Source organism: Marinobacterium sp. xm-d-530, assembly GCF_013283365.1.
Taxonomy (GTDB): Bacteria; Pseudomonadota; Gammaproteobacteria; order Pseudomonadales; family Balneatricaceae; genus Marinobacterium_E.
The window spans coordinates 137,260-158,949 of the sequence record NZ_WBYM01000003.1 but is presented as its reverse complement, the minus strand read 5'-3'; the positions used below and the strand labels follow the sequence as shown (position 1 = coordinate 158,949).

The 21,690-nt window shown below is 47.1% G+C and carries 19 protein-coding genes; 6 read left to right on the top strand and 13 right to left on the bottom strand.

What is annotated here, in order from left to right:
• Positions 1 to 41: 41 nt before the first annotated feature.
• From XMD530_RS06060 to XMD530_RS06035, 6 genes are read right to left on the bottom strand one after another with little or no spacing between them, the layout of a single operon-like run.
• Positions 42 to 1,928, bottom strand: a complete 1,887-nt coding sequence (locus XMD530_RS06060; protein ID WP_173506893.1) for an AMP-binding protein — start codon at positions 1,926 to 1,928, stop codon at positions 42 to 44.
• A 41-nt stretch (positions 1,929 to 1,969) separates the two neighbouring features.
• On the bottom strand, positions 1,970 to 2,860 hold the full coding sequence (gene mmsB, locus XMD530_RS06055) for a 3-hydroxyisobutyrate dehydrogenase (RefSeq protein ID WP_173481682.1): 891 nt from the start codon (positions 2,858 to 2,860) through the stop codon (positions 1,970 to 1,972).
• Between the two features lie 38 nt (positions 2,861 to 2,898).
• The gene (locus XMD530_RS06050) at positions 2,899 to 3,996 is read right to left on the bottom strand and encodes an enoyl-CoA hydratase/isomerase family protein (RefSeq protein WP_173481683.1); all 1,098 of its coding nucleotides are present in this window, start codon (positions 3,994 to 3,996) and stop codon (positions 2,899 to 2,901) included.
• A gap of 10 nt (positions 3,997 to 4,006) precedes the next feature.
• The gene (locus tag XMD530_RS06045; protein ID WP_173481684.1) at positions 4,007 to 4,783 is read right to left on the bottom strand and encodes an enoyl-CoA hydratase; all 777 of its coding nucleotides are present in this window, start codon (positions 4,781 to 4,783) and stop codon (positions 4,007 to 4,009) included.
• 18 nt (positions 4,784 to 4,801) lie between these two features.
• Positions 4,802 to 5,959, bottom strand: coding sequence for an acyl-CoA dehydrogenase family protein (locus XMD530_RS06040; RefSeq protein ID WP_173481685.1), 1,158 nt, complete (start codon positions 5,957 to 5,959; stop codon positions 4,802 to 4,804).
• Between the two features lie 42 nt (positions 5,960 to 6,001).
• Complete coding sequence (locus XMD530_RS06035) at positions 6,002 to 7,495, bottom strand: CoA-acylating methylmalonate-semialdehyde dehydrogenase (protein WP_173481808.1); 1,494 nt, start codon at positions 7,493 to 7,495, stop codon at positions 6,002 to 6,004.
• Between the two features lie 140 nt (positions 7,496 to 7,635).
• Here XMD530_RS06035 and XMD530_RS06030 point away from each other — a divergent pair, with 140 nt between their 5' ends.
• The 6 genes from XMD530_RS06030 (at position 7,636) to XMD530_RS06005 (ending at position 13,459) form a co-directional block, all read left to right on the top strand.
• Positions 7,636 to 8,526, top strand: coding sequence for an AraC family transcriptional regulator (locus XMD530_RS06030; RefSeq protein WP_173481686.1), 891 nt, complete (start codon positions 7,636 to 7,638; stop codon positions 8,524 to 8,526).
• A gap of 12 nt (positions 8,527 to 8,538) precedes the next feature.
• Entirely contained in the window at positions 8,539 to 8,934 is a 396-nt protein-coding gene (locus XMD530_RS06025) for a GFA family protein (RefSeq protein ID WP_173481687.1), read from the top strand.
• Between the two features lie 83 nt (positions 8,935 to 9,017).
• Positions 9,018 to 10,175, top strand: a complete 1,158-nt coding sequence (locus tag XMD530_RS06020; protein ID WP_173481688.1) for an acyl-CoA dehydrogenase family protein — start codon at positions 9,018 to 9,020, stop codon at positions 10,173 to 10,175.
• Between the two features lie 3 nt (positions 10,176 to 10,178).
• Positions 10,179 to 11,282, top strand: a complete 1,104-nt coding sequence (locus XMD530_RS06015) for a CaiB/BaiF CoA-transferase family protein (protein ID WP_173481689.1) — start codon at positions 10,179 to 10,181, stop codon at positions 11,280 to 11,282.
• A 44-nt stretch (positions 11,283 to 11,326) separates the two neighbouring features.
• Positions 11,327 to 12,982, top strand: coding sequence for an AMP-binding protein (locus XMD530_RS06010; RefSeq protein ID WP_173481690.1), 1,656 nt, complete (start codon positions 11,327 to 11,329; stop codon positions 12,980 to 12,982).
• Positions 12,983 to 13,054: 72 nt separating this feature from the next.
• Positions 13,055 to 13,459, top strand: a complete 405-nt coding sequence (locus XMD530_RS06005; RefSeq protein ID WP_173481691.1) for a PaaI family thioesterase — start codon at positions 13,055 to 13,057, stop codon at positions 13,457 to 13,459.
• Between the two features lie 3 nt (positions 13,460 to 13,462).
• Here the strand turns inward: XMD530_RS06005 and XMD530_RS06000 are convergent, their stop codons facing one another.
• From XMD530_RS06000 to XMD530_RS05970, 7 genes are read right to left on the bottom strand one after another with little or no spacing between them, the layout of a single operon-like run.
• Entirely contained in the window at positions 13,463 to 14,077 is a 615-nt protein-coding gene (locus tag XMD530_RS06000) for a response regulator transcription factor (RefSeq protein WP_173481692.1), read from the bottom strand.
• Positions 14,078 to 14,079: 2 nt separating this feature from the next.
• Positions 14,080 to 15,591, bottom strand: coding sequence for an ATP-binding protein (locus tag XMD530_RS05995; RefSeq protein WP_173481693.1), 1,512 nt, complete (start codon positions 15,589 to 15,591; stop codon positions 14,080 to 14,082).
• Complete coding sequence (locus XMD530_RS05990) at positions 15,588 to 16,412, bottom strand: class I SAM-dependent methyltransferase (protein ID WP_173481694.1); 825 nt, start codon at positions 16,410 to 16,412, stop codon at positions 15,588 to 15,590. The genes XMD530_RS05995 and XMD530_RS05990 overlap by 4 nt, the downstream gene beginning before the upstream one ends.
• 47 nt (positions 16,413 to 16,459) lie before the next feature.
• Entirely contained in the window at positions 16,460 to 18,151 is a 1,692-nt protein-coding gene (locus XMD530_RS05985) for an AMP-binding protein (RefSeq protein ID WP_173481695.1), read from the bottom strand.
• A 33-nt stretch (positions 18,152 to 18,184) separates the two neighbouring features.
• On the bottom strand, positions 18,185 to 18,769 hold the full coding sequence (locus tag XMD530_RS05980; protein ID WP_173506212.1) for a peroxidase-related enzyme: 585 nt from the start codon (positions 18,767 to 18,769) through the stop codon (positions 18,185 to 18,187).
• Between the two features lie 2 nt (positions 18,770 to 18,771).
• On the bottom strand, positions 18,772 to 19,692 hold the full coding sequence (locus XMD530_RS05975) for a hydroxymethylglutaryl-CoA lyase (protein ID WP_173506892.1): 921 nt from the start codon (positions 19,690 to 19,692) through the stop codon (positions 18,772 to 18,774).
• Positions 19,692 to 21,686 (bottom strand): acetyl/propionyl/methylcrotonyl-CoA carboxylase subunit alpha, encoded by a 1,995-nt coding sequence (locus XMD530_RS05970; RefSeq protein ID WP_173481698.1) that lies wholly within the window; start codon positions 21,684 to 21,686, stop codon positions 19,692 to 19,694. The genes XMD530_RS05975 and XMD530_RS05970 overlap by 1 nt, the downstream gene beginning before the upstream one ends.
• Between the last annotated feature and the right edge of the window lie 4 nt (positions 21,687 to 21,690).

The following is a 21,690-nucleotide window of genomic DNA, read 5'->3' as shown; positions in this document are numbered from 1 at the left end:
TTTATGCCAGCAGCTTTGGAAGTTACTAATTTATTGAGTTTTTATAAGCCTGCTTTAGATAATACCTGTTGGACTTCATCTAAAATCAGAGGGTCATCTATAGTTGAAGGCATCACGTATTCCTCTTTAGCAGCTATCTTACGAAGAACTGCTCGCAGCACTTTGCCTGATCTTGTTTTAGGTAGACGTTGGACTACAAAAGCTTGTTTGAAACACGCAACAGCTCCAACTTGGTCTCTAACCATATTAACTAGTTGAGTGACTAAATCTTCTTCAGAGATATTCTCGCCTGCTTTAAGCACAACTAGCCCAAGAGGGACTTGCCCTTTTAGCTCATCTGGCACTCCGATAACGGCACACTCTGCTATAGCATTGTGGGCTGAAAGAATCTCCTCCATCTCACCAGTTGAAAGACGGTGACCAGATACGTTGATTACGTCATCGGTTCTACCTGTAATGTAGATATATCCATCTTCATCGATATAACCGCCGTCGCCTGTGTGGTAAAAGCCTGGAAAGCTTTCCAAGTATGAAGAGCGATATCGTTCGTTATTGTTCCAGATGCTCCAGGCCACTCCTGGTGGCATGGGGAGGGAGACACAAATATTGCCTGCATTACCTCTCTCGACCTCGACTCCTTCATCATCGAGAACACGGATGTCATAGCCGGGAATTGGTTTGTTAGTCGAACCTAGTCGCTCTTTTGAGGGGCTCTCCCAACCCATCATGGGTGCGGTCATTGGCCAGCCGGTTTCAGTCTGCCACCAGTGATCCAATATAGGAACATTTAGCAATTCATCTAGCCAGCCGTAGGTCGACGAATCAAGTTTTTCACCTGCAACAAATACCCATTTAAGTGAGCTGAGGTCGTACTGATTGGCGAGACTGCCGCTCGGATCCTCTTTTCGAATGGCGCGGAAGGCGGTCGGTGCACAGAACATAGAGTTGACGCCGTACTCCGCAATCACACGCCAGAATGTGCCGGCGTCTGGCGTTTTAATTGGTTTACCCTCAAAAAAGATTGCTGAGCACCCCCCCATTAACGGGCCGTATACTATAAATGAGTGACCCACGACCCAGCCAATATCTGAAGCGCCCCACCAAACATCGCCTGCCTGCATCCCGTAGACGTTGTTTAGGGCATAACTCAGTGCAACAGCATGGCCACCGTTATCGCGCACTATCCCTTTGGGCTGACCTGTAGTGCCTGAGGTGTAGAGTATATAAAGTGGATCTGAACCTTTGACGACGACACACTCTGCAGGTTCAGCATCTTTTTGAAATTCTTGCCAGTCTAGATCCCATGGCTTGTCGAGTTCCGCAGATAGCATGGGGCGCTGACAAACGACAGTGTTCTGTGGTTTGTGAGTCGCTAAGTCAATCGCTTGATCGACTAACGGTTTATAGGCGATTTGTTTGTCGAATTCGATGCCGCATGATGCGGTAAGTATCATCTTGGGGTTTGCGTCGTCTATTCGGATAGCCATCTCGTGTGGGGCGAAACCACCGAACACGACCGAGTGCACTGCTCCTAGGCGTGCGCAGGCGAGCATCGCGACTGCCGCTTCTGGGATCATCGGCATGTAGATCAGCACCGTATCACCCTTCTTAACACCGCGTGCTTTGAGTGCACCGGCGAACCGCTGTACTCGAGTTAAAAGATCTGAGTAGGTGATCTCCTCTTTGGTATTACTAACCGGTGAGTCGTAGTAGAGAGCGACCTGATCTTGGCGGCCAGCGGCTACATGACGATCTAGAGCTAGATAACAGCTATTCAGTTCGCCATCGGGATACCAGCTGTAGGTACCAAAATCTGTTTTGCTAAGTGTCGTGCTTGGTGCTTTGAACCAATCGATGCGACTCGCCTGAGACGCCCAATAAGCTTGCGGATCTTGAAAAGCTGCGCTGTATTCGTTGTCGTATCTCATAACCTTCCACTTATATTTATTGTTGATAGTGAGTTAAGTCGTTACTGATCTTGATAGAGTTTTAAGATGCTAGAGAAGTCCAGTCCGCCATTACCTTTGCTTTTGTGTAGCATGAATAATGAGCGAGCTGCGGCACCCATTGGTGTAGGAGATGCACTCTGCTGACTCACATCCATTGCGAGCCCGAGGTCTTTGAACATCAGATCAACCTGAAAGCCGCCTTGATAGTTGTTGGACGATGGGACATTTGGCATTACGCCAGGAACTGGGTTGTATACTTGTAGAGCCCAGTTGTTGCCAGAACTCTGTTTCATGATTTCTGAGAGAACAGCTGGGTCTAGCCCATTTTTCATTCCCATATTGAGGGCTTCTGCAGTGCCAGTCATCAGTATTCCAAGCATCATGTTGTTACAGCATTTGGCGATTTGTCCTGCGCCACTATCGCCCGCGCGGAATATATTTTTGCCCATTCCTTGGAGAATCGGTTCGGCTTTAGCGAAAAGGTTTTCACTCGCACCTACCATAAATGCCAACGTGCCAGCAGTTGCAGCACCAACACCACCTGATACAGGCGCATCGATGAAGTCGATGCCTCGAGAGGCCCCTGCTGCAGCGACACGCTTGGCGGTCTCAGCGTCGATAGTTGAACTGTCGATCAACAGAGCTCCTGCCTCAACTGCATCAAATAGTGGTTGATCGCCCGTTACGTAAAGGCTCTCAACGTGCTTGCCGGCTGGAAGCATGGTGATTACAAACTCGGCACCTTTCACTGCCTCATAAGCTGAAGTGGTAGCTACTGCGCCGGCCTCTTCAGCTTGTGTAATAGCGGCACTGTTGAGGTCAAAAACCCTTACCATGTGGCCCGCTTTAACTAGATTAGCCACCATTGGGCAACCCATATTGCCTAAGCCAATAAATCCAATTGTTGCCATTTGTATTTCCTCTGTTTTTATTTTTAATGTGCTCAAGTTTAGAGCGAAGCGAGTGGGTTCTCGCTCCAGGGTGACTCGAAAAACTGCGCTACAAAGTTGCTATTAACATCTTGCACGGTTTTATAGATCCAATCAGGACTACCATCTTTATCGATCAAAAGCGCTCGGACTCCCTCGGGGAGCTCGCGATTACGACAGCACTGCACCGAAAGCACCAGTTCGGCCATAAATACCTCTTTAAGGGATAGGTGGCGAGAGCGCTGGAGTTGCTCTGCGATAATGTGTACTGAGAGAGGTGAACCATGAGAGATCGCTTTTTTCGAACGTTGAATCCATGGATCATCGCTTTCCAGTTCGTGCATCGCAGACATAAGGTCGGACAGTGAATCTTGGTCGGTGATCTGCTGGATAAATGCAAAGTGATTCTGAATAGGAGAGTCAGCCCGGAAACTGTCAGTAGAGTTCTGTTCAAACGCACGAAGCACCTGCGTCACTTTGGTGTAGGCATCGCCGCTCCAGTCGCTAGCTTGTAGCTGGGCCACCATTTCCCCATATTTACCCGCGTCGACGAAACGATCCGCAAGGCCTAAAAAGATAGCATCGGCTGCATAAATAGGGTTGCCGGTTAAGCCAAGGAACAGACCGGTTCGTCCTGGCATACGGTTGAGGAAGAAGCTTCCTCCAACATCAGGGTACAAACCAATGGTGACTTCCGGCATAGCAAGGTGTGACGTCTGAGTCACTACTCGGTGGCTACAGCCATTCATCAGTCCCATGCCTCCACCCATAACGATGCCGCTGGCCCAACATATGATTGGTTTGGGGTAGGTGTGGATCTGATAGTCGAGCTGGTACTCACGTGTGAAGTAGTTTTCAGGGAAGTTCGGCTGTTCACCTGATGTGATTGACTTGTAGAGTCCGACTACATCACCACCTGCACAGAAGGCTTTCTCGCCAGCACTCGTAAGGAGGACTGCTTTCACGCGTTCGTCGTTTGCCGCTGCGGTCAGGCGCGGTTGAATCAGCTCAATCATCTCCAGGGTTAACGCGTTTAGCGACCTTTCTGAATTGAGTGAAATTTCCAGGATAAGGTGGTTATCCTGGGTCGCGTGTTCGGTAAATAGTACGCAACTCATAATGATGCCCTTAGCAGTTTTTCCAGTTTGGCTTACGTTTTTCGAGGAAAGCATTTACGCCTTCCTTCTGGTCCTCAGAGTGGAATAGATCGACAAAAAGTTCACGCTCAAGCATATAGCCTGCATTCCAGTGATGTTTTCGGTTGTTTTGAATAAGTAGCTTACAGCTTGCAATAGACATTGGGCTCTGTTGATCCGCTTGTTTGGCCAGCTCCATAGCACGGTTGAATGATTCACCGGTTGCAACAAGCTCTTCAACTAAACCGATCTCTTTTGCTTTAGTAGCGTTTACGCGTTCGCCAAGGAGAATCATGCGCTTGGCCCAGCCTTCTCCAACCAGCATGGTTAAATTTTGAGTGCCGCCTGCACAGGGAAGTAGGCCAACTTTTGCCTCAGGTAAAGCTAATTGAGCCTGCTCTTCTGCAACACGGATATCACAAGCGAGAGCGACTTCTAAGCCCCCTCCCATAGCAAATCCATTTACAGCAGCGATAGATACGCCCCTAAAATTAGATAAAGCTTCAAATGCTTCTCCAAAATAACGTCCCATATCACGTGCTGTAGCGCGATCGCCGTCTGCAAACATATTTAGGTCTGCACCTGCACTGAAGAATTTATCGCTATCTGATTTCAAAACTAATGAAAAAATATTTCGATCTTCATTCAGTTCATTCACTAATGAAATAAGCCCTTTTAGACTCTCCTCTGTCCAAGTGTTAGCTGGAGGATTGTTCATTGTGATGATGGCTGTATGGCCTTGTTTTTCGAGTAGAAGTGTATCTGTCATGCTGTCTCCTATTTGTGATCAAAGAATTTTGGCGCAATCTTGCATTAGTGCGCGTCTAGCAATGATCAAACGCATTATTTCATTAGTCCCTTCAAGAATACGGTGTACACGGTTATCACGCAGATAACGCTCCATTGGGTATTCTTTGATGTAGCCGTTGCCTCCAAATATCTGCAGTGCTTCATCGGCGATGTTATAACCTGCATCCGTGGCAAACTGCTTCGCCATAGCGCAATAAACAGTTCGATCGGGATGTCCAGCATCTAGACGGCTAGCTGCCATACGTATCATCTGGCGAGCAGCTACTAACTGGGTCGTCATATCAGCTATTTTGAATTGCAGAGCTTGAAAATTGCTTAGGGTTTTTCCAAACTGACTGCGGTCGAGCATATAGTCGCGAGCACGTTGAAGTGCCGCTTGAGCAGTACCTATCGAGCAGGCCCCGATATTTATGCGTCCACCATCCAACCCCTTCATCGCTATCTTGAATCCATCGCCTTCGGCTCCAAGAATGGCAGAGGCAGGTACACGTACATCGTCAAAGGTGATCATTCGTGTTGGCTGACTATTCCACCCCATTTTTTGTTCTTTACGTCCGTAGCTAATACCCGGTAGTTTGGCATCTACCACAAATGCAGAGATGCCTTTCGCGCCAGCTTCACCAGTACGGGCCATAACGACTAGGACATCAGTTGAACCAGCTCCAGATATAAAGATTTTGCTGCCGTTGATTACGTAGCCATCACCATCGCGACGAGCAGTGGTTTTGAGGGAAGCTGCATCTGATCCCGCGTTGGGCTCTGTCAAACAGTAAGATGCGAATTGTTCACCAGCGGTTAGTTTTGGACACCAATCCATACGAGTATCGCTGTTGCCAAATTCCGCGATCATCCAAGTCGACATATTATGGATGGTGATGTAAGCAGTAGTTGAAGTGCAACCCATGGCTAGCTCTTCAAAGATGATACTAGCGTCAAGGCGGCTAAGACCTAGACCGCCAACATCTTCTGATGCGTAGAGTCCACAAAATCCAAGCTCTCCCGCTTTTTTAAGCGTATCAACCGGAAATATCTGCTCTTCGTCCCACATGGCCGCGTGAGGTTCGAGTTCTTTCTGTGCAAAACTGCGAGCCATATCTGCAAAAGCAATTTGGTCTTCGTTTAGTTCAAAATCCATACACTTATCCTTTGTTATCTTTATCTGTTAAAAGTGGATGACTTACTTTAGCTGAATAGTAGTGTTTACCCCAGTATCGATATCCTCTTCAAACCAGCGTGCTGTTACTGTTTTGGTTTCGGTGTAGAACTTAACTGCCTGTTTCCCGTAAGCGTGCTGATCGCCGTAGAAAGATTTGCGCCATCCAGTAAAAGAGAACATTGGAAGCGGTACAGGTACAGGTACGTTAATGCCAACCTGACCAACCTTGATTTCATGCTGGTATTTACGCGCGACAGCTCCAGATGATGTAAAGATCGATGTTCCATTACCGTATGGATTTGCATTGATTAACTCAATAGCATCTTCGAGAGAATCCAACTCGATGGCGCAAAGTACAGGACCAAAGATCTCCTCTTGGTATATAGACATGTCAGTAGTTACACCGCTAAAAAGTGTCGGACCCACCCAGTTACCGTCAGGAAAGCCTTCAACTTGGCAGTCAGTACCATCAAGCAGACAATTTGCCCCCGAGTCTTTGCCTTGCTGAATAAAATTGAGAACACGCTGGCGTGCTGCTGGGTTGATTAGAGGACCGTATCCAGCTTCGGGGTCATTCCATGCGCCAGGGCGAACCTTCTTCATAGCTTCGCGCAACTCAGGAATCCACTCTTTAGCACTGCCTACAAATAGTGCGACAGATATGGCCATACAGCGTTGTCCGCCTGCACCTACAGAGGCGCCTACTAAATTGTTAATAACCTGGTTTTTCGAAGCGTCAGGCATTATCACCATGTGGTTTTTTGCTCCGGCGAACGCTTGCACGCGTTTTAGGTGTTCGGTACCTGTGCGGTAGATATGTTCACCAACTGCAACAGATCCTACGAAAGATATAGCAGGCGTGTCCTTGTGAGTGAGTAGTTGATCAACAACTTCTTTGGTGCCATGGACTACCTGGAGTAGGCCAGCTGGTGCACCAGCCTCGATAAACAACTCCGCGAGACGCATAGGTGTCAACGGGTCCTGTTCTGATGGCTTAAGTACAAATGTATTTCCGCATGCAATAGCCATGGGGAACATCCAAAGAGGAATCATTGCGGGGAAGTTGAATGGGGTAATGCCTACACAGACACCTAAAGGCTGAGTAATACTATAACAATCGATCTTGCGAGCTACGTTTTCAACAGTTTCGCCCATAGACAATGACGCGATGTTACAGGCATGTTCTACGACTTCAATTCCACGCCATACATCACCCTTAGCATCTTCAAACGTTTTGCCAGTTTCGCTTGATAGTAGGGTGGCAATCTCATCATGATGCTCTTTCAAAAGCGCCTGATAGCGAAGCATTAAGCGGGCACGTTCGCCGACGGGTGTCTCTTTCCAGGTTTCAAATGCTTTCTTAGCTGAGTCGATAGCTTGATCAACTTCTGCTTCAGTAGCGCAAGGTACCTCTGCGATAACATTTTGTGTAGCAGGATCGGTAACTGGAATGAATTTGTCTGATTGGCTTTGAACCATCTGGCCATCAATAAGTAAAGGAACACGAACAGTCATGAGAAACTCCTGATATATATTACTTTTGTATTTCGCTTACATTTGTAGCACCGTTTTAAGTGGAATGAGATTGATAATCTTGTTTAGTTGATGGACTATATTGCGATAACAATTAATTCATTAGTAGAAGATTCATAAAAATGAGCAGACCCTCCAATTGGCCTCTACCTCCTGAAAGTGTTCGCTATTTGGTCCCAAAAGCCCTTTATAAGGAACTCTCAAATAATCCACTCAGTTGCGATCTATTCCCTAAAGCGATGGGATATTATTGCCACGCTAAAGGGCACATGATGGAACGATTGATACACGATGATTATTTGATGATTTACTGTATCCAGGGGGAGGGGGTTGTTAGTGCAAGTGGTCATTCAAGCTCAGTAAAAATGGGAGATGTATTAATAGTCCCGTCGGGCTTATCACATCGTTACACTTCGTCTCTAGCTTCTCCGTGGACAATTTATTGGGTTCACTTCGAGGGAGCGCTAGTGAAAAAATTTTGCAGTAACACTCAAGTTGAACGGTCGCCTGGAGGGTTTTATTTAAAAAATATTGGTTTTCATCCGCAGTTAACTGGTAGTTTTGATGCCTTATTGAGTTGCCGCTACTCTGCCCATGATTTGACAGTTCATATCTTTTCGGCAAGCTTGCTTCGTCAAATTTTGTCACATGTTGCGTTTCTTAAGCCGCCTGAACAGTTGCGTCGCCAACGAGAGAGTTTGGACTTAGATAGCCTTCATACACTCATGCAAACGCACCTCCATGAACAGATAGACTTAGATACTTTGGCAGCCAGTGTGAATTTGTCGAAGTACCATTTTGTGAAGCGCTACAGAGCTATTACTGGCACAACACCGATTAATCGCTTCATTCAACTTAAAATAGAGCGCGCTTGCTACTTGCTCGATACCACTGCTATGGAAATAAAGGAGATCGCATTTGAGGTAGGTTATGAGGATGCTTACTACTTTTCGCGTATCTTTCGAAAGCAGATTGGGATTTCACCTAGCCAATATCGCAAGGCTCTGACTTAAAGGAATCTAAGCATGCCTAAATACCAAGCACGCTGTAGTTGTGGACAGTTAAACGCTGTAGTTCAGGCTGATCCATTACAAGTTTTTGTCTGTCACTGCTTCGATTGTCAGCGAAGGACCGGGAGTGCCTTTGGCCATCAGGCACTGTTTGAACAGGAGTCTGTTCATATTGAAGGCGAATCAAGGGAGTACACACAGATCGGGGACGAGGGGTTTAGTGTAACGTTTAATTTTTGTCCTTGCTGCGGGAGTCAGGTTTGGTATCGCGCCGAGCGTGCTAAAGGCATGATCGGTATACCTATTGGTGCTTTTGCTGATGCTGATTTCCCAGCACCGCGTACCTCAATTTATGAGTCGCGCAAACACCCATGGGTTGAATTAGTTGGTGATGTTAAAAGACTGCCTTAATTAACTAGAAACTGAAGAAAAGGGTTTACTAGTAATTCAGATTCGGATATTAATAAGGGAAAACCCCTACAGGAGTTCCCGTAATGAATCTGCAATTGAGTGAAGAACAGCTTCTGATACAAGAGACTGCAAAGCGTATTGCCGAGTCCCAGATAGCAGATGTTGCCGCTGATCTTGATCGCACAAAAGAGATCTCCCCGCTACTAGCGAATTGCAAGTCATTAGCTGAGTTAGGTTTCATGGGGCTGAATATTGACTCTAAGTATGGAGGTACTGAAGCGGGGACTGTTGCATTTAGTCTTGCTCTAACTGAAATAGGTCGCGCTTGTGCTTCAACTGCTGTCACCATGTCTGTAACTAATATGGTTGCGGAAGTTATACAGGCGGTTGGTAACGAAGAGCAAAAAAATCACTATCTACCTAAAATCTGCTCTGGGGAATACAAAGCGGGTAGTTTCTGTCTAACGGAGGCAGGAGCTGGTTCAGACCCTGCATCTATGCGCACGAAAGCGGAGCGGGTCGAAGGTGGTTTCTCAATCTCAGGTACCAAACAGTGGATTACCAGTGCACAGTTCGCTGGTGTATTTGTTGTTTGGGCTGTCACCGATCCAAATGCACCCAAGGGTAAGGGTATCTCATGCTTTTTGGTGGATGCTGATCTCGCTGGAATCAGCATCGGCCCTGCCGAACATAAGATGGGGCAACAGGGATCAGCAACTAACGAAGTACACTTCGATCAGGTTTTTGTGAAGGAATCGGCTCTGCTGGGAAAACTTAATGATGGCTTTAGGATTGCTGTTGCTGAGTTGGCTGGTGGGCGAATCGGTGTGGGCTCTCTCGCATTGGGTATTGGGCAAGCTGCGATGGATTACGCATCGCGATATGTTACTGAGCGTCAACAATTCGGAAAAGCGATTGCCGATTTTCAGGGCATACAGTGGATGATGGCTGATCGTTATACTGAGCTTGAAGCAGCCCGACTTTTACTGATGTCAGCGGCAGATCGAAAGGATCGCGGTATGAGCTTTGCCAAAGAGGCCTCTATGGCGAAACTATTTTCTACCGAGAAGGCGAATGCTGCTTGTTACACCGCGCTTCAGCTCTTAGGTGGATACGGCTACATGCGGGAGTTTCCGCTCGAGCGGTTCAGTCGAGATGCTCGAATCACCACGATTTACGAAGGGACTAGTGAAATTCAGCGGGTCATCATTTCGCGCGAAATTTTGCGTGAATTAGGTTAGTCGATGAAACCCTTAACAGGATTAAAAATACTCGATTTTTCGACACTCTTGCCAGGGCCATATGCCACTATGTTGCTCGCGGATTTGGGGGGGGATGTCATTCGCATCGAGTCCCCTGATAAGCCAGATATTGTGCGTGATCTTGAGCCCCAAATAGAGGGGCAGTCTGCTGCATTTCGTTACCTCAATCGAGGTAAAAGGTCGTTAGCGTTAGACCTAAAAAATCCTAATTCGATAGAGATAGTTCATAAGCTTCTGGAAGAATTCGATATTGTAGTTGAGCAGTTCAGGCCTGGTGTAATGGCCAAGTTGGGACTAGGGTACGAACAACTTAAACAATACAAACCTGATTTGATCTACTGCTCAATCACTGGTTATGGCCAAGATGGGGAGTATGCCGATCGGGCTGGCCATGACATCAACTATTTAGCACTTGCAGGTATATCAAGTCATACAGGACGTGTCAGCAGTGGCCCTTGCTTAAGTGGCCTACAGATGGCTGACCTAGCTGGCGGTTCTCAACCCGCAGTGATTGGTATTTTGAGTGCGGTTATTCATCGCACCCGCACGGGGGAGGGTGCTCACATCGATATTTCGATGGCGGATAATTGTCTTGCGCTTCAGCCCTTGTTGGCGCCCGGTCAGTTAAATGGTGCGTCCGACGAAGGGCTGGAGACGCACTTTCTAAACGGTGGTGGCTTTTACGATTACTACCCCACGCGCGACGGGCGATATATGGCTATTGGTAGCCTTGAGCCCAAGTTTAAGCAACAGCTACTAGAGCAATTAAATATTTCTGAGCTGGGTGCTTTGGATGACTGTACTCTCAAAGATAAGCTGCAAGAGCGTTTTTTATCGGCAGATCAAAGTTACTGGATCGAGAAATTTGCCGCAGCTGATGCCTGTGTTGAGCCTGTACTCAGTATAAAACAGGCGGCAGAGCACCCCTTGTTCAAATCGCGAGACATGGTGGCCCATAGCAATGGCGCAGAGCTTCAAGTAGCCCCCGCCATTCGTTTTAACGGCCATTCGAATCCGTTGCCAAAGCCTGCACCGCTGTTAGGTTGCGACAACAATGAGATTTTAAAACAACTAGAGCTCTTGTAGCTCTTAGGTAGTAAAAAACAATAAAAATAGTTTAAGGAGCGAAAATGAGCGCACAAAACTACCAGAAATTCTACGACCAGTTTAGCGTTGAATCAGTTGAACAGGAGATGTTAGGTACGCTAGAGAAAGGCTTTAACGTCTGTGAAGAGATGATCGATAAGTGGTGCTCTGATCCTACCGCCGTTGCCCTTAGGCATGAGTCGGTGAATGGAACTTCATCCGCTTATACCTTTGTGGAGCTGCGTGACAGAGCTGCGCAGTTCGCCAACTATTTGACCTCGCAGGGTATTGGTCAGGGTGATCGAGTTTCTGCACTCCTGCCTCGTTCAGCGGAATTGATGGTAGTGATTCTCGGTACTCTTCGAGTTGGAGGTGTCTATCAGCCGCTCTTCACTGCTTTTGGTTCAGGAGCCATCGAATATCGAGTGCAGCAAGCGGATACGCGGTTGATCGTGACAGATCCTGCAAATCGCTCAAAACTGGATGATGTCGAAGGTTGCCCAGCGGTGCTGTTAGTTAACGCGGCTCAAGCTCCGGAGCAATATGCTCAAGAGCCTGATTTCGTTACGTCTGTATATAATCAGTCCACTGAGTTTGTCCCCGTGCGTGTGGGTAAAGATGAGCCTTTTCTGCAGATGTTTACCTCGGGTACTGTAGGCAAATCTAAGGGGGTTGCAGTACCTACGAGAGCGATACTCTCTTTCTACGTCTATATGCGCTATGCCATTGGCTTGGTGCCCGAAGATAAGTTTTGGAACGTAGCCGATCCGGGCTGGGCCTACGGTCTCTATTACGCTGTTGTAGGCCCCTTACTCTTAGGAAACACTACTCATTTCTGCGAGGCTGGCTTTACACCTGAAACCACCTATCAGATGCTTCGTAAATATGGGATCACCAACTTAGCTGCGGCTCCTACGGCTTATCGCATGTTGATGGCAAATGATGATCAATTAGGGGCGGATGAACGCTTCAACCTTCGACTTGCGAGCAGCGCGGGTGAACCGCTTAACCCAGAAGTTATTTCCTGGGTTAAACGTCGCTTGGGGTGCCCTGTGATGGATCACTATGGGCAGACAGAGACAGGGATGACCGCTTGTAACCACCATGCGTTGGACCAGTCGGTTGTTCGCGTGGGTTCGATGGGCTTTTCAATGCCAGGGCATAGAGTCGTAGCTCTAGATGCTGATTTCAATGAAGTGAATGAGGGCGAACAGGGGCAGTTGGCGGTTGATATATCTAACTCCCCCCTCTTCTTCTTTCCAGGATACACCTGGCAGGAGAAAGAGCCCTATCATGGTAACTACTATCTCACGGGTGATGTGGTACTCAGTCATGGCGATGGAAGTTTCTCGTTTACTGGTCGAGATGATGACATTATTACTACCGCAGGGTATCGCGTCGGACCGGCTGATGTGGAGAGTACGTTACTAGAGCATGATTCGGTCGCGGAATCCGGTGTGGTGGGTAAACCCGACCAGAAGCGTGGTGCAATTATTAAGGCGTATGTTGTGATTAAATCTGGTTTTGCGCCGACAGAAGAGCTGGCGGAGACGCTGCAGACTCATGTCCGTAGTCGTCTTTCGACTCATGCTTTCCCAAGAGAAATCGAGTTTGTTGACGAGCTGCCTAAGACACCAAGCGGTAAGATACAGCGTTTTGTGCTCCGCAATCGTGCTCGCGACGAAGTCGACGCCTACTAAGGGTGAGTCATCAGATTTTTGGGACTTATCTCTTAGGGGTTCTTCCTTTAAGCAAGTTCATACGAGGTAAAAATGCAGTTAGATGAGATGCGGGCATTTCTTGCCGAACAGTTTCCTCAAGGGGATCGGTTTGGCGAGTTAGTTGAGTTGGAGCCTGGAAAAGCAACAATGGTACTAGCCGTGGGTGATGATCATCTTCGCCCTGGTGGTACTGTATCAGGTCCTACCATGATGGCTTTGGCTGATGTTGCAGTCTATGCAGCTTTACTGAGTGTTATTGGCCCGGTCAGCTTGGCCGTAACCACCAATTTGAATATCAACTTTCTTCGAAAACCCAAAGCTGATGCTAACATTGTAGCGATCGCTGAGATGCTCAAGGTAGGAAAAAGGCTGGCAGTAGGAGAGGTGACTATAGTTTCGGAAGGGGATACTGATCCGGTTGCACATGCCACCATGACCTACGCAATACCGGTCTAAGTATTACTTAGGGGCTAGATTGTTGTGAAGGCGAATCAGATCGGCAATGTTGCTTGCTTGCATTTTTGCCATTACACGGGAACGGTGTACCTCTACCGTCTTTGGACTGATATTAAGCTGATCTGCAATTTCGCGATTGGCATTACCCTGCACAACTAAATCCATAACCTCCACTTCGCGCTGACTGAGGTTGGCGTATAGCTCACGAATGCGTGTCTCTTCGGTACGCAGCTCGTAATTGTCCTCGGCGAGCGAAAGTGCCTTTTTTACCAAACGTATAAGTACATCACCATCGAACGGCTTCTCTATAAAATCTATTGCGCCCTGTTTCATTGCACTAACTGCCATCTGAATATCTCCATGACCAGAGATCACGATGATAGGCATCTTAATATTCCGTTCGATCATAATCTGTTGCAGCGCCAGTCCGTTGATCTCAGGCATACGTACATCCAACAACATGCATCCAAGGCCGCCGTCGTAGCGTTCTAGAAAACTCCGAGCACTTGAAAAACACTCAACCCTGCAGTTAACCGACTCCAATAACCAACTCATCGAGTTGCGGAAGTCTTCGTCATCGTCAACGATGTATATTGTGCTATTGGTTAGCTGATCCATGGCTAGTCTCTTATCGGAAGCTTGAGTGTAAATCGAGTTCCATCTTCTGCATCACTGGTCGCATACAGCTGCCCACCGTGTGTCTCTATAATGGTTCGTGATATGGATAAGCCCATCCCTAAGCCGGTCGATTTGGAAGTATAGAAAGGTTCAAATAGTCTCTCTAGCCCCTCTTGAGATATACCGCTGCCCTTATCTTCTACATGAATAACCAGTTGCTTTTCATTCAATTCTGTCTTTATGGTAACGGACCTCTGCGATCGCTCGCAATCACTGTATGCCTCAATCGCGTTACGGATCAGATTAAGAAGTACCTGCTCAATCTGTATTTTATCGGCCACCAGAAGAGGGTCCTGCTTAGCTAACTCGAAAATGAAGCGGATATTGTGATCCAGTGCTTCCTGATAGAGGAAGGTAGAAACCTCGCGGCAGCACTCGTTAATTGAGAACTCCACCTGATGGTGCTCGGTCTTTGCCACAAATGCACGCATACGTTTGATGATATCCGATGCACGTTTCGCCTGTTGAGTGATCAGTTTCATTGACTGGGTTACAGTTTCAACCGGATTTGTAACTCCCTCACTTAAACGTAAGGCCGTTCCGTGACAGTAATTGAGAATGGTTGCGAGAGGTTGATTGATCTCATGTGCCAATCCGGCAGCCATCTCACTTACAGACATCAGACGTGACATATGTGCAATTTCAAGCTGGTGTCGTTTTGCAGCTTCCTCTGCTCTTAATTTGAGGGTTATATCGCGACCAATAATAGAATAGTAGTCGACTTTATCGTCTTCGCGGCGATTGCGGTGCGCGATGATCTCACGAATTTCAGCGACCCGCTCTAGACTATCAGGCAACTCCATCGGGATGCTGCCGTACCAGACTCCGTGATCAAAAGCGTGCTTCAAAGCATCGCATACCAGTGAGTGATATATTTCTTGAGTGAATAGCTCTGGTAGGTAATAGCTTACTGGAGTCTCTTGTTCCGTTCCTAGTGTGTGGTAGGCGGATTCATTTAGGTATGTAAGCCTGTGCGTCTCATGGTTACAAAACATGATCATATCTGAAGATGCTTCGACTACTCTTGCAAGACGTGCCATAGTCTGCTGAATCTCTTCGCGTTCGGTTACGTCGCGTGAGACACAGATGATTTCCAGCGGTTTCCCGGCTGAATCACGGATGACGCGACTAGTGGTTTCTAACCAGATGTAGTGTCCCGCTTTATGACGATAGCGATATATGTTGCTATACAACCCTTCACGGTATCGCACGCTGGCGTCACGCTTGGTGAGGTTGTCTGCATCATTGGGATGGAATGCTGCATAACCAGAAGTGCCAATGATCTCTTCAGCGGTGTACCCTAGAATCTTCTCTACCGCAGGACTGACATCTATATAGGTCCAATCAGGCGAAGTGGTATGGCGAGAGATCATATCAGTCGACTGCTCTGCAAGCAGACGATATCTGTCGGCATCTTCGCGGCAGTTTTGAAGTTCGTCGATCGGTTTTATCATCTCGCCCTTGCTAATATTTCTACGACGCGTACCGCGTTATTAGAAATATTAAACACAATATTCTTTCCCATGGCTAAAAATTCTTGTCCAAAGATCATAGTAGGCGCTAGTTTTGCACGCGACTGTTGAGAAGTTGTTTCTTTGGCTACTTGCTTTTGGCGCCAGTTAAGCGCCTCCTCTGTCCAATCTTCTATTGACTGGATGTCGAAATCTGCAGACTTCAGTAGCTCAGTCATTTTTTCTATGCTGATTATATGCGATGTCGCGCTAGAGCGTGCCCAAGGAACAGGATAGACCATCATTTCGGGTGTGGTTCCTGTAAAAATTTCGTGCAGCAATAGTGAACCTTTCTCACGCAAAAGCCTATGGCACTCGTTTAACAGCGCTTGAGTATCGGGTATGTTGAGTAAAGAATGTTGAAATATAATTAGATCAAAACTGGAGTCTTTGAAAGGTAAAGCAAGTGCATCAGCTGTTACTACTCGACCTCTGAAATCGCCCACTGCAACACGGCTAAGCTCGCGGTTAAGGCGGTTGAATTCGTGACAGATGTCGATTCCGGTGACTTGCATCGTCCCGTGTGACTCCACTTGACGCATTAATCCACCTAAACCTGACCCGACCTCCAAAACATGTAGCGGTTTCAGAGGTGTTAGTCGCTCAAGTAGCCTTTTTGATGCGCCCAAACCACCGACATGTAGTTGGTCAACTGGCGCTAGTTGAAAGTCTTCTGCGCCTTCAGAGAAATGTTTGCGAATTTGCCCGACGATCAGTTCTACATCGAGTTCATTTTGGTAGTGATTTTGAATTGTTACAGACATATTTACCTGAGAAGATAAGGGGAGTATTTAGCTCCCCTTGTTGACTATTACTCGCTCTCGATCTCTAACTCACTAATAGATATTTCACGCATCTTGAATTTCTGGATCTTGCCGGTCACGGTCATTGGGAAGCTATCAGTAAATTTGAAGTGCTTAGGAATCTTGAAGTGTGTGATCTGTCCTTTACAGAACTCCTTCAAATCATCTGCGCTTACCTCAGGTGCATTTGCAACCAGCTTAATCCATGCGACTAACTCTTCACCGAAGCGTTTGTCAGGAACCCCGATCACCTGTACGTCAGAGATGTGTGGATGGGTGTATAGGAACTCCTCAATCTCTTTCGGGTAGATATTTTCACCTCCACGAATCACCATATCTTTGATGCGGCCCACGATTTGGATATAGCCTTCATCGTCCATAATGGCGAGGTCACCTGTATGCATCCAGCGTGCCTCATCAATCGCATTGCTAGTCGCTTCTAAGTTGTTCCAGTACCCAAGCATTACGCTGTATCCGCGAGTACAAAGCTCACCAATCTCGCCTCGTGGGACCGTATGGCCCGTGGCTGGGTCCACCAGTTTCGTCTCCAGGTGCGGTTGAGTGCGACCAACAGTGGTGACCTGTTTTTCGAATGGATCACTGGCAGCAGTCTGGGTAGATACTGGGCTAGTCTCAGTCATACCGTAGGCGATCTGTACCTCTTTCATGTGTAGTTTTGAGTTGACAGCTTTCATCACTTCGGCGGGGCAGATAGAGCCGGCCATGATGCCAGTACGAAGAGTTGATACGTCGTACTTATCAAATTCCGGGTGCTCAAGTTCAGCAATGAACATTGTAGGAACACCGTAAAGTGCGGTAGCTCGTTCAGCCTCAACGGTTTCGAGCACTGACTGGGGCTCGAACGCATCGGATGGGTAAATCATTGTCGCGCCATGAGTCACACATCCGAGGTTACCCATCACCATACCGAAGCAGTGGTATAGAGGGACTGGAATAACCATGCGATCTTGATCGGTCAGGTTCATCGACTCTGCCACGAAGAAACCGTTGTTAAGAATATTATGATGCGACAGGGTGGCACCTTTCGGGAAGCCGGTGGTACCAGATGTATATTGAATATTAATTGCATCATCAGCCTGTAGTGCCGACTGAACAGATTCAAGGTGCTCACTTGAGACACCCTGTCCTAGCTCTACAAAGTCGTTCCAGCGCCACATGCCGGAATGTTTGTCTGAATCGAGATTGATCACTCCTTTTAGGTGGTTCAACTTGGTCGATTCGAGTGCTCCAACAGCAGCGTGTTGTAATTCAGGTGCTAATTCATAGAGCATGCCGCGGTAGTCGGAGCTCTTAAAAGAATCTGCGGTTACTAAATACTTGGCCTCTGATTGGTTGAGTGCATACTCAAGTTCATGTAAGCGGTAAGCAGGGTTGATATTTACTAGAATCGCACCGACTTTTGCAGTAGCGAATTGGGTAATAGTCCATTCAGCGCAGTTCGGTGACCACATGCCAACACGATCACCAGGTTCGACACCGATCGCGATGAAGGCTTTAGCCGCCTGTTCCACTCTTTCAGCCAGCTCAGCATAGGTCCAGCGGATGTTTTGATGACGCACAATTAATGCGTCATTATCAGCAAAGCGATGAGCAATTTCATCAAACTTGTCACCGATTGTAGTGCCGAGTAAAGGTGTAGTTGAAACGCCATTCGTGTAGCTTAGGTTTATTGTTTTCATTCCTTAGCTCCTTAGAGTTGTAGTGATTTAAGGTTAAGACCGATTCTGTGTGTGGTATTCAAGGTTTGGTTGCATATCGACAGCACTTGCTACGCGGTTGGTCATATTGTAGAAACCAGCGACATTGGCTATATCCCAAATGTCGCGATCGCTGAAGCCAACATCTCGGAGCGCTTGGCGATCAGCTTCGATCATAGCCTGTGGAGACTCTGTTAACTTTACTGCGAAGTCGAGCATTGCGCGCTGACGCTCGGAAAGCTCAGCTGCACGATAGTTCATCACCATTAATTCACCTAAGGTTGGATCACCAGAGTATCCCCGCACGGCGGCTCCGTGAGCTACTTGACAGTAGTAGCAGCTATTCGATGCTGAAACAGCAACAGCAATCATCTCTTTCTCTAATTTGGTTACGCCGCTTTCACCGAACATTAGCTCGTTGTAAATGCGAGAAAAGACGTCCAGTTGATCGGTTCTATGGCTGTAGGCTGCTAGAACATTTGGAACCATTCCAAGCTTTTCATCACAAACATTAAAGTATTTTTGAAAATTATCTGGCAGCTCTTCTCGTGCTGGTATGCCAAGTTCGAGAGCGGTTATATGTTTTGGTTGTGCACTCATTATTATTTCTCCAACTGTGATCGATTAGCTCCCATTGCCAATGCGACCTTTGAGTTATTTTTCTTATCCAGTTTTTCGGTAATCCAGTGGCTAGTTCTCACTAAAGCGTCCAGATTAATACCTGATGAAATGCCTAAACCTTCCAGCAAGTAGACCACATCTTCAGTTGCCACATTCCCAGAGGCACCCTTAGCGTATGGGCATCCTCCAAGGCCTGCAACAGAACTATCGATGACTGCAATTCCCTCTTCAAGAGCTGCGTAAATATTCGCCAACGCTTGCCCGTAGGTATCGTGAAAATGAACAGCCAAACGCTCTTTAGGGACGAGAGCACTCACTGCGGCCAGCATGCGCTTCACTTTTAATGGAGTTCCGACCCCTACCGTATCACCTAGCGATATCTCATAGCAGCCCATTTTGTACATAGCTTCCGCAACTTTCGCCACAGCCTCTGGATCGATATCTCCAGCGTAGGGGCAGCCAATTACTGTCGAGACATATCCGCGAACAGGAATACCAGCCTTTTCGGCGGCGGACATGACGGGCTTAAAACGCTCTAAACTTTCACTTATTGAACAGTTGATGTTTTTTTCAGTAAACGCCTCAGAAGCTGCACTGAATACGGCAATTTCATTAGCGCGACCGCTAATTGCGCCTTCAAGGCCAATCAAGTTAGGAGTTAATGCTGAATAGGTCACACCCTTCTTGCGTTCAATACCACTCATGACTTCAGTAGCATCTGCCATCTGAGGCACCCATTTCGGTGAAACGAAGCTTGCAGCTTCAATATGAGTGAGCCCAGCATCCGCCAGGGAATTGATCAGTTCAACCTTAACCTCGGTGCTAATGAATTCACCTTTTTCATTTTGAAGACCATCACGGGGGCCTACCTCAACGATTCTTACTGAATTGGGTAAATTCATTAAGCTTCAACCTCCGCGAGTGGCTCTATCGCAATAAGGTCTGCGCCTTCGCTAACCATGTCACCATCAGCATAAAAAATTGAGCTTACCTTCCCGTCGTACGGTGCGGAAATTTTATGCTCCATTTTCATAGCTTCCATAATCACAAGCGCCTGTCCCGCAGTCACCTCTTGACCTTCTTCGACTAGAACGGCTACCACCGCTCCGTTCATTGGAGCTGAGAGTGAACCTTCGTTGTTCTCATTTGTATCAGTAAATGTCTGACGATGGCGAATACATTCAAATTGTTCGCCTTGGTAAAATAGTGCCAGCTTGTCTCCATCTAAATTCCCATGAACAGAGAGTTTATGGCCATCAATCACCAGAGAAAGGAGATCCTCCGATAGGCAAGCTTTCACTTCATAGTGGATATCACCGAGACTGAGGTGATAGCAATTTCCTATCTCTAATACATTAAGATCATAGTGCTCATCATCAATCACTAACGTAACTGGCCGAGAATATGAAGAGTTCAAACGCCAGCTACTAGTTGAGCTGAAAGGGGAGAACTGGTCGCCTGGAATGATTGAGTTGCTTCGTTCAGATTCGCAAAAGAAAGCCGTAGCAATAGCAAGTAAGCGATTTTTATCTGCAGACTGTGATTTGAAAATTAGTTTTTCGTGTTTTTCAATGAATCCTGTGTCTAATTCGCATTCTCTAAATGGAGTTGAATCAGCAAGTGCATGAAGGAATTGGGTGTTAGTTTTAACACCTGAAATACGATAATCCTCAAGTGCTTGTACCATGCGATCAACGGCTTTTTCTCTGCACTCATCCCATACAATCAATTTAGCAATCATAGGGTCGTAATAGATGCTGACTTCGTCACCCTCAACAACACCAGTGTCAACTCGGACATGATTGCTTTCTACAGGCGTTCTCAGGTAGTTCAGTTTGCCTGTAGCTGGAAGGAAGTCATTCTCTGGGTCTTCAGCATATATGCGCGCTTCAAGTGCATGCCCTTTAATTGTTAGTTCGTTCTGAGCAAGAGGAAGTGCTTCGCCACTAGCTATACGAAGTTGCCATTCGACTAGGTCTAGGCCTGTAATCATTTCTGTTACAGGGTGTTCTACTTGTAGACGTGTATTCATCTCCATGAAGTAGAAGGAGCCATCTACGTCATACAGAAATTCAACTGTGCCGGCGCCAACGTAATTAATAGCCTCTGCTGCTCGAACAGCGGCCTCTCCCATCGCACGCCTGGTTTCATCTGAAAGTCCTGGAGCAGGAGCTTCCTCGATTACTTTTTGATGGCGGCGCTGCACAGAACAATCGCGTTCAGCAAGGTAAATTGAATGACCTAATTGATCACAGAAAACTTGAATTTCTACGTGGCGAGGTTGAGTAAGATAGCGTTCAATAAGCATGTCGGGATTGCCAAAAGCGTTTTGCGCTTCTCGGCGAGCAGACTGCAATGCACTATCAAACTCTTCTAATGAATTTACAACGCGCATCCCTTTACCACCGCCACCCGCAATGGCTTTGAGAAGCTGTGGGTAACCACAACGCTCTGACTCTTTGCGCAGCAACTCAGGTGATTGATCTTCACCATGGTAGCCAGGAACTAATGGAACACCTGCATCTTCCATAATTGCTTTCGCGGCAGATTTGGAGCCCATCGCAGCAATAGCGGACGAAGGAGGGCCAATGAATGTTATTCCCTGTGCTTCAAGAGCTTCTGCAAAAGAGGTGTTTTCAGATAAGAAACCATAGCCTGGGTGGACTGCTTGTGCACCTGAGCGCTTGCAGATATCTATAATCGCATCTGTGCGTAAATAACTTTCTGAACTAGGTGCAGGGCCTAATAGGAATGCTTCATCGGCCATGGTTACATGTCGCGCATTCGCATCTGCTTCTGAGTAAACCGCAACACATTTTATGCCTAAACGATGTGCTGTCTGAATAACGCGGCATGCGATCTCGCCACGGTTTGCAATTAATATTTTACTAAACATCTTG

Bases quoted from the DNA above. Each gene is read 5' to 3' on its own strand.
- XMD530_RS06060 (WP_173506893.1), bottom strand. From the start codon at position 1,928: ATGAGATACGACAACGAATACAGCGCAGCTTTTCAAGATCCGCAAGCT.
- mmsB (WP_173481682.1), bottom strand. From the start codon at position 2,860: ATGGCAACAATTGGATTTATTGGCTTAGGCAATATGGGTTGCCCAATG.
- XMD530_RS06050 (WP_173481683.1), bottom strand. From the start codon at position 3,996: ATGAGTTGCGTACTATTTACCGAACACGCGACCCAGGATAACCACCTT.
- XMD530_RS06045 (WP_173481684.1), bottom strand. From the start codon at position 4,783: ATGACAGATACACTTCTACTCGAAAAACAAGGCCATACAGCCATCATC.
- XMD530_RS06040 (WP_173481685.1), bottom strand. From the start codon at position 5,959: ATGGATTTTGAACTAAACGAAGACCAAATTGCTTTTGCAGATATGGCT.
- XMD530_RS06035 (WP_173481808.1), bottom strand. From the start codon at position 7,495: ATGACTGTTCGTGTTCCTTTACTTATTGATGGCCAGATGGTTCAAAGC.
- XMD530_RS06030 (WP_173481686.1), top strand. From the start codon at position 7,636: ATGAGCAGACCCTCCAATTGGCCTCTACCTCCTGAAAGTGTTCGCTAT.
- XMD530_RS06025 (WP_173481687.1), top strand. From the start codon at position 8,539: ATGCCTAAATACCAAGCACGCTGTAGTTGTGGACAGTTAAACGCTGTA.
- XMD530_RS06020 (WP_173481688.1), top strand. From the start codon at position 9,018: ATGAATCTGCAATTGAGTGAAGAACAGCTTCTGATACAAGAGACTGCA.
- XMD530_RS06015 (WP_173481689.1), top strand. From the start codon at position 10,179: ATGAAACCCTTAACAGGATTAAAAATACTCGATTTTTCGACACTCTTG.
- XMD530_RS06010 (WP_173481690.1), top strand. From the start codon at position 11,327: ATGAGCGCACAAAACTACCAGAAATTCTACGACCAGTTTAGCGTTGAA.
- XMD530_RS06005 (WP_173481691.1), top strand. From the start codon at position 13,055: ATGCAGTTAGATGAGATGCGGGCATTTCTTGCCGAACAGTTTCCTCAA.
- XMD530_RS06000 (WP_173481692.1), bottom strand. From the start codon at position 14,077: ATGGATCAGCTAACCAATAGCACAATATACATCGTTGACGATGACGAA.
- XMD530_RS05995 (WP_173481693.1), bottom strand. From the start codon at position 15,591: ATGATAAAACCGATCGACGAACTTCAAAACTGCCGCGAAGATGCCGAC.
- XMD530_RS05990 (WP_173481694.1), bottom strand. From the start codon at position 16,412: ATGTCTGTAACAATTCAAAATCACTACCAAAATGAACTCGATGTAGAA.
- XMD530_RS05985 (WP_173481695.1), bottom strand. From the start codon at position 18,151: ATGAAAACAATAAACCTAAGCTACACGAATGGCGTTTCAACTACACCT.
- XMD530_RS05980 (WP_173506212.1), bottom strand. From the start codon at position 18,769: ATGAGTGCACAACCAAAACATATAACCGCTCTCGAACTTGGCATACCA.
- XMD530_RS05975 (WP_173506892.1), bottom strand. From the start codon at position 19,692: ATGAATTTACCCAATTCAGTAAGAATCGTTGAGGTAGGCCCCCGTGAT.
- XMD530_RS05970 (WP_173481698.1), bottom strand. From the start codon at position 21,686: ATGTTTAGTAAAATATTAATTGCAAACCGTGGCGAGATCGCATGCCGC.